Source organism: Tabrizicola sp. BL-A-41-H6, assembly GCF_050632395.1.
Lineage (GTDB): Bacteria > Pseudomonadota > Alphaproteobacteria > Rhodobacterales > Rhodobacteraceae > JAUYQR01.
On the sequence record NZ_CP192600.1, the window covers coordinates 3,448,369 to 3,458,612 of the forward strand.

The 10,244-nt window shown below is 62.5% G+C and carries 8 protein-coding genes and 4 pseudogenes; 4 read left to right on the forward strand and 8 right to left on the reverse strand.

Features of this window, described 5'->3' with window-relative positions; translation table 11 throughout:
• Positions 1 to 15 precede the first annotated feature (15 nt).
• Positions 16 to 1,905, forward strand: a complete 1,890-nt coding sequence (locus ACROUL_RS16965; protein WP_431300622.1) for an acyl-CoA synthetase — start codon at positions 16 to 18, stop codon at positions 1,903 to 1,905.
• Positions 1,906 to 1,989: 84 nt separating this feature from the next.
• Positions 1,990 to 2,511: a hypothetical protein gene (locus ACROUL_RS16970; protein ID WP_431300623.1), complete on the forward strand. Its 522-nt coding sequence runs from the start codon at positions 1,990 to 1,992 to the stop codon at positions 2,509 to 2,511.
• A 7-nt stretch (positions 2,512 to 2,518) separates the two neighbouring features.
• Here the strand turns inward: ACROUL_RS16970 and dtd are convergent, their stop codons facing one another.
• Positions 2,519 to 2,962, reverse strand: coding sequence for a D-aminoacyl-tRNA deacylase (gene dtd / locus ACROUL_RS16975; RefSeq protein ID WP_431300624.1), 444 nt, complete (start codon positions 2,960 to 2,962; stop codon positions 2,519 to 2,521).
• Positions 2,959 to 3,882 carry a carbohydrate kinase family protein gene (locus ACROUL_RS16980; RefSeq protein ID WP_431300625.1) on the reverse strand — a complete coding sequence of 308 codons (924 nt, stop codon included), beginning with the start codon at positions 3,880 to 3,882 and terminating at the stop codon, positions 2,959 to 2,961. The genes dtd and ACROUL_RS16980 overlap by 4 nt, the downstream gene beginning before the upstream one ends.
• 188 nt (positions 3,883 to 4,070) lie before the next feature.
• Here ACROUL_RS16980 and ACROUL_RS16985 point away from each other — a divergent pair.
• A pseudogene (locus tag ACROUL_RS16985) lies at positions 4,071 to 4,325 on the forward strand (Hsp20/alpha crystallin family protein); the annotation flags it as partial.
• 153 nt (positions 4,326 to 4,478) lie between these two features.
• On the opposite strand, the gene ACROUL_RS16990 reads toward ACROUL_RS16985, so the two are convergent.
• Positions 4,479 to 5,447 (reverse strand): phosphoribosylaminoimidazolesuccinocarboxamide synthase, encoded by a 969-nt coding sequence (locus ACROUL_RS16990; protein ID WP_431300626.1) that lies wholly within the window; start codon positions 5,445 to 5,447, stop codon positions 4,479 to 4,481.
• A 50-nt stretch (positions 5,448 to 5,497) separates the two neighbouring features.
• Positions 5,498 to 5,794: a hypothetical protein gene (locus ACROUL_RS16995; RefSeq protein ID WP_431300627.1), complete on the reverse strand. Its 297-nt coding sequence runs from the start codon at positions 5,792 to 5,794 to the stop codon at positions 5,498 to 5,500.
• Between the two features lie 125 nt (positions 5,795 to 5,919).
• Between ACROUL_RS16995 and ACROUL_RS17000 the strand changes: the two genes are divergently transcribed.
• Complete coding sequence (locus ACROUL_RS17000; RefSeq protein WP_431300628.1) at positions 5,920 to 6,063, forward strand: entericidin A/B family lipoprotein; 144 nt, start codon at positions 5,920 to 5,922, stop codon at positions 6,061 to 6,063.
• An 82-nt stretch (positions 6,064 to 6,145) separates the two neighbouring features.
• Here the strand turns inward: ACROUL_RS17000 and ACROUL_RS17005 are convergent, their stop codons facing one another.
• From ACROUL_RS17005 to ACROUL_RS17020, 4 genes and pseudogenes are all read right to left on the reverse strand, one after another.
• On the reverse strand, positions 6,146 to 7,141 hold the full coding sequence (locus tag ACROUL_RS17005) for a response regulator (protein ID WP_431300629.1): 996 nt from the start codon (positions 7,139 to 7,141) through the stop codon (positions 6,146 to 6,148).
• A gap of 44 nt (positions 7,142 to 7,185) precedes the next feature.
• A pseudogene (locus tag ACROUL_RS17010) lies at positions 7,186 to 8,118 on the reverse strand (IS5 family transposase).
• Positions 8,119 to 8,141: 23 nt separating this feature from the next.
• Positions 8,142 to 9,026: pseudogene (locus ACROUL_RS17015) on the reverse strand (DUF927 domain-containing protein).
• A 48-nt stretch (positions 9,027 to 9,074) separates the two neighbouring features.
• Positions 9,075 to 9,260, reverse strand: a pseudogene (locus tag ACROUL_RS17020) (helix-turn-helix transcriptional regulator); the annotation flags it as partial.
• Positions 9,261 to 10,244: the final 984 nt, after the last annotated feature.

The following is a 10,244-nucleotide window of genomic DNA, read 5'->3' on the forward strand; positions in this document are numbered from 1 at the left end:
CAGGGGAGGAACGGAATGAACGCTTTCGCCAATCGGAGCGATTTGCAGGCCATTGAAGGCGAAATGCCTTGGGCCGAGCGCGGTCAGGCGCGGTCGATGTACGAATTCCTGTCTCGCGCGCACGATGCGCACGGCGCCCGCCCGGCGATCAGTTTCCAGTTGCTGTCCGGCCCCGGCACCAAGGCTGAAACCGTCACCTGGGGCGAATTGCACCGCCAGGTGACGCAGGCGGCCAACCTGTTCCGCCACCTTGGCGTCGGCGAAACCGATGTCGTGGCCTACATCATGCCGAACGCGCTGGAGACGGCGATCACCCTGCTGGGCGGCGCGGTGGCGGGGATCGTCAACCCGATCAATCCCCTGCTGGAGGCCAACCAGATCAGCGCCATCCTGCGCGAGACGAAGGCCAAGGTCGTGGTCACGCTGAAGGCGTTCCCGAAGACCGATCTGCCGCAGAAGGTGGCCGAGGCGGTGAAATTCGCACCGAACGTCAAGACCGTGCTTGAGGTGGACCTGTGCCGCTACCTTTCAGGGCTGAAGCGCTACATCGTGCCGCTGATCCGCCCGAAAAACCCGGCCAGCCACACCGCGGACATCAAGGATTTCCGCACCGAGATGGCCCGCCACCGCGCCGACCGTTTGGATTTCACCGATACCACGCAAGACCGCGTCGCCGCATATTTCCACACCGGCGGCACCACTGGGATGCCGAAGGTCGCCCAGCACAAAGTGTCGGGCATGGTCTACAACGGCTGGATCGGGTCTCGGCTGTTGTTCAAGGAAACCGACACGGTGCTGTGCCCGTTACCGCTGTTTCATGTGCTTGCCGCGTATCCGGTGATGATGTCGATGATCGCCGCTGGCGCGCATGTGGTGTTCCCCACCCCACAGGGCTACCGGGGCGAAGGGGTGATGGACAACCTGTGGAAGCTGATCGAGCGCTGGAAGGTGACCTACCTGATCACCGTGCCGACCGCACTTTCAGCGCTTATGCAGCGGCCGATCAATGCCGACGTCTCGACCTTGAGGAACGCGATTTCAGGGTCGGCCCCCTTGCCGATCGAGCTGTTCAACCGGTTTGAAAAGGCCACCGGCGTGCAGATCATCGAAGGCTACGGGCTGACCGAATGCACCTGCCTTGTGTCGATCAATCCGCCGGGCGGCACCAAGAAGATAGGGTCGGTCGGCCTGCCCTTTCCCTATACGAACGTGCGCATCCTGACCTCGCAGGGCGCCATCGGCTTGCGCGAATGTGCGGTGGACGAGGTCGGCGAGATCTGCGTGTCGAACCCCGGGGTCTACGAGGGGTCGACCTACACCGAGGCCGACAAGAACCGCGAACTGTTCGCCGAGGGTCGGTTTCTGAAGACCGGCGACCTTGGCCGGATCGACGCGGACGGATACTTGTTCATCACTGGCCGCGCCAAGGACCTGATCATCCGCGGCGGCCACAACATCGACCCCGCGATCATCGAAGAGGCCCTGATGGGGCATGAGGCGGTGGCCTTCGTCGGGGCGATCGGCCAGCCGGATGCCCATGCCGGCGAGATCCCGGCTGCCTATGTCGAGTTGGTGGCGGGGGCGACCGTTTCGGTCGATGATCTGCTGGCCTATGCCACGCGGCACATCGCCGAACGCGCCGCGCAGCCGAAATACATCGAGATCCTGCCGGAACTTCCGAAGACCGCCGTCGGCAAGGTGTTCAAGCCAGACCTTCGTAAAAGCGCCATCACCCGTGTCTACGACGCGGCGCTGTCGGAGGCCGGTCTTTCCGCGAAGGTGTCGGGTGTGGTCGAGGACAAGAAGCGCGGTCTGGTCGCCAAGTTGGCGAAGCTCGGCCCGGTCGACGATGCCGCCGTGTCGGGCCTGCTCGGCCAATTCAACACCCCTTGGGAGTGGGCCTGACTGAAGGCCACCGCAACTTTCATTTGCAGGAATCGAGCCGTCGCGCGAACACTGGTGCAGTAACGCTTTCGTGAGGCTATCAGAATGATGGGTCGGATCGGATTGGCGATTGCCCTGCTTGCAGGCTCCGCCGGGGCGGTGGCTGCGCAACAGTCGGAGGTGCTGTTTTCGCACAAGCACTGGCAGGTTGAAATTGTCGGCTGGGATGACGGATCGCTGGGCTGCGTCGCGGAAGTTTCTGCGCCGGGAGAGAGTTTCTCGATCTGGACCTTCCCGGACGAATCCGTGCAGTTGCAGTTCTATTCCACCGCCTGGGCGTTTGATGACGGGACCACCGCGGATCTTGAAGTTCAGATCGACCGCCGGGCGCCGTGGAACCTGACCAACGCCGAGCTTTACCAGAATTCCGTGCTGTTCACCCTGCCCGACGACAGTTCGGGTGTGAATTTCATCGTGGAGGTGGCGCAGGGCAACCGGCTTTTCCTACGCGCGGATGACGGATCGGACGTGCAGAACTATTCGCTGTCGGGATCGCGCGCCTCGATCGACGCGCTGATCGAGTGCGGCGAGGTCTTGTCGGGCAAGTCGGCCAACCCGTTCAAGTGACGTGGTCTCAGAGGGTTTCGGTATCCATCCAGATCGTGACCGGCCCATCGTTCAGCAGGCGAACCGCCATGTCCGCGCCGAAGATGCCCTTCGCGACCGGCACGCCTTCACCGGCAAGGCGGGCACTGAACGCTTCGTAAAGCCGCTTGCCCTCAGCCGGCTCGGCGGCGCTGGAAAACCCCGGCCGATTGCCGCGCAGGTCGGCGGCGAGGGTGAACTGGCTGACAACCAGCGCCGCCCCGTTCACATCGCGCAACGACAGGTTCATCCGGCCACCATCATCGCGAAATATCCGCAGCTTGGCGATCTTGGCGGCCAATCGCGCCGCTTCGGCATCGCTGTCGCCCGCCATCGCGCAGACAAGGATCAGGACGCCCTGCCCCACCTCCCCCACCACCTTGCCGTCCACCGAAACCGATGCTTCGGCAACGCGCTGGACGACCGACCTCACAATTCGTGCGCCCAAGGTGGGTTGGCGCCCGGCCGGCTGACCGTCACTGCCGCGGCCCGCACGCCAAGCCACAGCGCCGCATCAAGCACCCCGTCGGACACCGCAGCGATGCCAGCCTTGGTCAGCGCCTTGGCTTCGTGCAGGGCCGCCAGCGCGCCGGCGTTGAACGTGTCGCCCGCCCCCACCGTATCGGCCACCGTGACGGGCACCGCCGCCACGAAACGGTCTTGCGTCGCAGTCACCGCGCGCGCACCTTTGGCGCCTTCGGTGATGAACACGATCTTCGGGCCGCGGGCGAGGATGCTGCGCGCCAGCACCGTCAGATCGCCCGGGCCTTCCAGCCAGTGCAGGTCTTCGTCCGACAGCTTGACGATGTCGGCGCGCGCCACCATCCGCTCGATCCGCGCGCGGTAGGGTGCCTCGTGCCCTGCGATGAAGCCAGGGCGAATGTTGGGGTCGATCATGGTGACCCGCTGCGCACATTCGCGCATCTGCAAGGCCTCGTAGGTGGCTGCGGCGGGCTCGTGCACCAGACTGATCCCGCCAAGGAACAGCGTCTCGACCGAGGGGGGAAGTTCGGGCAACTGGTCGACCGACAGCATCCGTCCCGCCGTTGCCTCATCGTAAAAAGCATAGGTCGCCTGGCCGTTCACCAGCTTGACAAAGGCGACCGTGGTGGGCCGCCCCGACCGCGCCAGCATCGACGTGTCGACGTTCGATGCCTTCAGCGTATCAGCGAGGATTTCGCCCAGCATGTCGGTCGAGACGCCCGAAAAGAACGCCGATGGCGCCCCAAGGCGGCCAAGCGCGATGGCGGTGTTGAACACAGCCCCGCCGGCATAGGGGGCAAAGCAGGCCTCCCCCAGCGTCGAGGTGCGCGGGAGCATGTCGATCAGGGCTTCGCCACAGCTGAGAATCATGTCGGCCTCCTTGGTGTCGCGGTTCTTTAAGCACGGCATCGCCACATCGCAAACACCCGATATCGGCGCGATAAATCTGCAGGGCCGGGCGGCGAGCGTCCTCGGTTTTGCTCCGGCGCAAGACGCGATGCCGGCATGTAAGCGATCCTTTCACTTTTGCGCAACCCAACGGAGAAAGGACTTACCCGATGGTTGAAATATCCCAAGGTGCCGGTTTCTGGCCTTCGCTTTACGAGCCCTTCCGTCTTGCCGGATCGCGGCTGGCGGACTGGCTTGCGCCCGCCTCCGAAGCCTCGCAGGACAAGGGCGGCTACCGCATCGCAGTGGCACTGCCGGGCGTGCCGGAGGAAGACATCCACGTGACGGTAGAGGACGGCGTGGTTCAGGTGAGCGGCGAGAAGAAGACCTCGTGCGATGCAAAGGGCGAGACCTGGTATCTCAGCGAGCGTCAGTTCGGCACCTTCAGCCGTTCGTTCCGCCTACTGGCGGACGCGGATGCTGACCGCCGACAAGAAGGACGCGGTGGTAACGGTGACGGTTCCAAAGCGGCCGACCGACGCGCAGGCCAAGCGGGTGCCGATCAAGAAGGCGTAAGGTCAGGCCACAAAGAACCCGGAAAGGTTCTGCCGAACCCGGTCCAGCGGCGTCGCACCACTGGTGTCTGGAACGAACACCTCGCCGGTGATCGCTTCGAACGCGCTGATGTAGACCTCCGCGGTCTTGGCGATCATCTCGGCAGGAATCTCGGGCACGGGCTGGGTGTAGGGATCGCAGCGTGCCGCAACCCACGCCCGGATCACATCCTTGTCGAAGCTGGGCGGGCGTGTTCCGTCACGGAAGGCCGCCTCATAGCCTGACGCGATCCAGTAACGGCTGGAATCAGGCGTGTGGATTTCGTCCGCCAGAAGGATGCGGCCGTCGGCATCGGTGCCGAATTCATACTTTGTATCGACGAGGATCAGGCCGCGGTCCGCAGCCATCGCCGCCCCCCGCGCAAAGAGGGCAAGCGCCTTTGCAGAAACCTCGTCCCATTGGGCCTGCGTCAGTAGCCCCTGGGCGATGATCTCGGTCGCCGTCAAAGGCTCGTCATGGCCCCCGTCGAAGGCCTTGGACGTGGGGGTTATGATCGCATGAGGCAGCTTTTCATTGTCGCGCAGGCCTTCGGGCAGCTGGTGCCCGTACATGTGGCGCGCGCCCTTGCGATACTGCGTCAGAATCGAGGTGGAGGTGGTTCCGGCAAGATAGCCGCGCACCACGATCTCGACCGGCAGGATGTCGACGCGACGGCCAAGAACGACGTTTGGATCGGGATAGCTGACGACGTGATTGGCGCAGATGTCGGCGGTGTGGTCGAACCAGTAGCGCGCCAGTTGCGTGAGCACCTGCCCCTTCCAGGGGATCACCGCGAGGATCTGGTCGAAGGCCGAGATCCGGTCGCTGGAGATCAGAAGCCGCGTGCCGTCGGGAAGGTCGTAGCAATCGCGCACCTTGCCGAAATACGGGTTCGGCAATTCCGCGATGCGGGCATGGGGCAGCGTGCGGGTAAGGTCGATCGTCGAAGTCATCGGGCGGCTCCGGCAGGATGACCGCCTTCTTTGCCGTCAGCCCCCTGATGTCAAGCCGGGCAGTTCAGCGAGCCGCGCATTTCACCGCTGTCGCCTTGCAATGTCGCGTCGCGCAGGGTGCAGCCGGTGACGGCAGGGATCAGTTCGATCATCGTGGCGCGGATCGCCTGATGGTCGCCGCGCACGGCATAGCCGAGGCGGATGACTTCCACCCTTTCGTCCTTTTGCAGCACGACATACTGCCGTCCGTCGCGGCTTACTTCGGTTCGCGTTGCGCCGAAGAATTCCGGTGCGGGCGAGGCGCAGGCGGACAGGAGGAGGGCGAGGGGCACGGACAGGATTTTCATTCCGTGAGATTGGCAAAGCGAGGTTAACGGCGGGTTAATGCCAGTTGGGGTCCAGACTTTGCCGGGCGGGGAACCTAAAGTCCGTGCCACCCGTTCGTATGGGAACCGTTAGAAAGGCTACCCAGATGACCCGCACCTTTGCCCTGTTGCCGCTTCTTGCCATTCTTGCCATCGCTGCCTGCGAAACCGTCGAAGGTGCCGGCCGCGATCTTGAAGACGCGGGCGAAGCCATCACCTCAGAATCGCAGGAAGCTCAGGCCGGATACTGACCGCTGGCCCAAGGGGTGGGGTAGCAATCGCCCGCAGGCTCGCTAAACTTGCCGCATCTTGGGCGATCCCCGCCCCTAAGGATCACCGAATGCCGAAAACCAACTTGCCGCTTCTTGCCGCGATCCTCGGGCTGGCGGTGATGACAGCCTGCGCCCCGCTTGTTGTCGGCGGTGCCGCAGCCGTGGTGGCCGACGAGGCGATCGAACAGCAAAAGGGCGGCGACGGTCTGTTCTGACCGCAACTGTCACGCCGCCCGCAGCACGGCGGCTGTGCGGCTGTGCGGCTGAAAAGCCGCTCGGCCTCGTCGACTGCACGGACAAGGTCGGTCTGGTCTACCTCGGCTTGCAGGCGTTCCAGCGCGGCGAAGCTGGCGTGAAGCTGCGCCGCGCCGATGGTGGCGGATGCACCGGCGGCCTCGTGGCACGCGGCGGTCAGCACAGGCACGCTTTGGCCAGGTGTGGATAGCGTCGCGAACACCCGCTCCATGTCGACCAGATAGCTGCGGATCGCCTCCGCTGCACCGTCAGGCCCCAGCGCCTGCCGCAGTTCGGAGAGGCGGTCGCGGCTGACCAGCGGAAGCAGCGTCATTGGAGCCGCTGCCGTTGCCGTGCCGCCGGCCAGCGCCTGTTCCAGATCCGCGGTCCTGATCGGCTTGGTCAAACAGCCGTCCATTCCAGCCTCGCGGAACCGTTCAATATCCGCAGGCAAGGTATGCGCCGTCACCGCAAGGATGCGCGCGCCTTTCGACGGGCTCTCGGTGCGAATGAGGCGGGTTGCGGTCAGGCCGTCCATCACCGGCATCGAGATGTCCATCAGCACGGTATCGAACCGCCGCGAGGCGGCCTGTCTTACGCCATCTGTGCCGTCCACGGCCAGCGTCACCTGGTGCCCGAGGTGGCGCAGCATTTCCTCCATGACAAGGCGGTTGGTGGGGTTGTCCTCGACCACCAGAATATCAAGCGCGGCTGCGCGGTCGGGCCTGTCTGGCGGGGCGAGAGTCGGCGACAGGGGATGAACCGCGAGGCGCAGGGGAAGTCGCAACCAGAAACAGCTGCCTTCACCAAGGCGTTGTTGCATAAGTCACGCTTGAGGCAAGACGGCCCCTTACCCCTTCATGATCATCAGCCCACGCGAATGATCTCGGTCGTGCCGAGCGCCGAGAAGCGGTTCATCAGTGCGACACGGATCTGGATTTCGGCGGTTTGGCTGTCTGGGTGTCTTGCTGCGATGCGTTCTCCGAAGGCTTTCAAGCAGCGCATCTTTGCTTCGATCCGGCTGCGGGCGTGGTATCCCGTCCAGCGCTTCCAGAACGCCCTGCCCTAGTGCCGGGTGGCGCGCAGGGTTTCGTTTCGCGCGATTGCGGCGGGGCAATCCTCTTTCCAAGGTCGCCCGTTCTTGCGGATCGGAATGATCGCGGTGGCCTGTCGGTCGATGATCGCCGTATGGCGGCGTCGGGTGTCATAGGCACCGTCGGCGGTCACCGAGCTGATCTCCTCGCCTTCGGGGATCTGGTCGAGCAACTCCGGCAACACGGGGCTGTCGCCGTCGCTGCTGGGAGTAAACTCCACCGCTCTGATGTCGGATGTGGCCGTATCCATGGCCAAATGGACCTTTCGCCATTGGCGTCGGCCTTGAACGCCGTGCTTGCGTGCCTGCCATTCGCCATCGCCCAGGAACTTAATCCCGGTGCTGTCCACGAGCAGCTTCAAGGGGCCATCGGCACGGCGATACGGGATCTGGACGGCCAGCGTCTTCTGCCGCCGGCACAAGGTCGTATAGTCCGGCACAGCACAATCCAAGTCTGCCATCTTGAGCAAGCTGGCCACCATCCCGGTCGTTTGCCTGAGCGGCAGCTTGAACAAGACCTTGATCGTCAGGCAAAACTGAACCGCCGCATCCGAGAATACCGCAGGCCGACCAGGGCTGCCGTCATGCGGCGCGAGCCAGCTCATCTCCTTGTCTAGCCAGATCAACAGTGACCCGCGCTTGCGGAGCGAAGCAGTGTAGCTGGACCAGTTCGTCGTGCGATAGCGGGCGGGTGATGGCTTGCTCATCCCACCCGTCTAACTGCATGGATTCATGATGTGAATCCTTCGCAGCCGGAGTTCTGCAACAATGCCCCTGAGATCTCAGCCATTTCATCGAGGACGAGCAGTGTCGAGTTTCTGGCTGCGGCTACACCCTCAAGCCAGTTGGCCGTCGCGCGCCAGCTCCCCATGAGCTGCGGGCTGCCCCGGACTGAAGCGGCCGCTCTCAAGATTGTGGACTTTCCACAGGATGAGATGCCGCGCAGATGGAGACCGCCGCCAAAGTCCAACTCCAGAAACTCAAGCAGCGGTCCGGAAAAGGCCAGAGACACCGCCAGAAGGAGCAAGGGATTGCCGTTGCAGCTCGGTGCCAACTTAATCTTCCAGTCTTCAAGAGTTCCACGTGCGTGAATTTGGTCAGCAAGGCACGTCAGAGCATGTTCTACTGGAAGCACCTCGATTGATCCGACAACACGGCCAGAACCGAGGACAAAGTCTGACATGGTCTGATCCGTCCAACCGAGCCGACCGGCAGTCACCAAATGGCGGACCGGCGCCTAGTCAGCGATCAGCGCGCTTACTAGTTCACCCTGTCCCTTAACGCGCGGCACGCGCAGTCCGAGCCCTTGCAGAATTGCCAACACAGCAGATGCCGACTTGCTGAGCATGCTGTCGAAGACCGGAAAGGTGTGCCAGTTGCCATGCCGATCCTGAGTCTCGACCAAGCGGCCCCAGTTCTTTGCGATTGGGTCGCAGAACAGTCCCGAGACTCGCAATGGTGAGCAGATCCGCTGTGGCTCGTTTGGGGCGACCTCGAGGTAAATCCCGTCAGGCAGCAAGCTGAAGCCGACCGGAATGCCATCCTGATCATTGATGTGACCCAACGGCTCTTGGCCTATGAAGGCGGCTTCGGGGATGATGATGTGCCTGTCCATTACGGCACCAACGCGAAATTGGAGTGGCCGCAGCACATCAGTTCAAAGTCAGGGGAAGGACTCCAGGGCGAACATTGCGCTGACCTGAAACGTGGTCTCATGCTCGATCAGGTCCGCCAGCCGCCACCGGGTGGTTCCGCCCCCAAGTTTGTAGCGCTTCGGGAAGGTTCCGTTGCGGACCCAGCGCCAAATCGTGTCGGTGGATACGCCGTATCGCTCGGCCACTTGTTGGACCGAAAGGTAGAGAGTTTGAGGTTAGATGGATATGTTCATTTTACGCCACTTTGTTGGAATTAAGGGCGTCAAGACAGATCTGCCTTAACCCTCGACTCTATAGCAACGGCGCGGCAGGAATGACGGCTGAGTGGGCCTGGATCGACGCACTCGCTGTCAATTCAGCAATGTGTTGCTGGTTCGCCACACTTATTGATGGGCCTGCTCAGGCGGCTGGCTAGTCGTATCACCTTTCCCCACCGGTCGCTGGAAGCAGCCTTGCTATTCGAACTGCATGGCGAGAATGGTTTCCGATCACAAACTGATCAAGGTTCTCAGGTGGGGTCTGTCGACTTGGAGAGAGAAATGCCCACGCAATATTGACAGATCTCCCAAAACCCGACGCGCACACGATTGTAGCTCAGATGTAGCCCACACGGGCCGGCGAAAACAATCCGCGCCGGGATAACATATAATATTTATTGAAATCAGGTATTTAATTGGTGCCCAGAGCCGGAATCGAACCAGCGACACGCGGATTTTCAATTGGTCCTGAATGGCCCACATACCGCCACATACCGCCACATGTCACCACCTTAACCGATTGAGAAATATAGTGGTCTCGGCACCAGACGCCACATATGCGGTCATACCCGGTCATACAACCACATGGGGCAGCCGCACCCATACGCTACCCAAGGTTTGGCTCCTTCGTATCGATCGGACCAACTTCGTTGGCGACCTCCGGTACAATACTGCCGGGAAGTCGGGAGCCGAACGCGGCACCCTGGCGTGTGACCCAGGAAACCACGCTTTGGTGGGACAGCCCAATTTCTGAGCCGGACTTGTTCTGTTGCGGTAAAAGATGTCGCGCTCTAAGGTCGCTCATCGATTACTATCGCACTGGGCTTTATGGCTTTTCTGAACTTCCTCAGACCGAAGGCCGAAGACAAAAGGCCCCTACTCGAGCAGTGTCTGTCAGTTGATCTGGAGGTCAACCCAAAG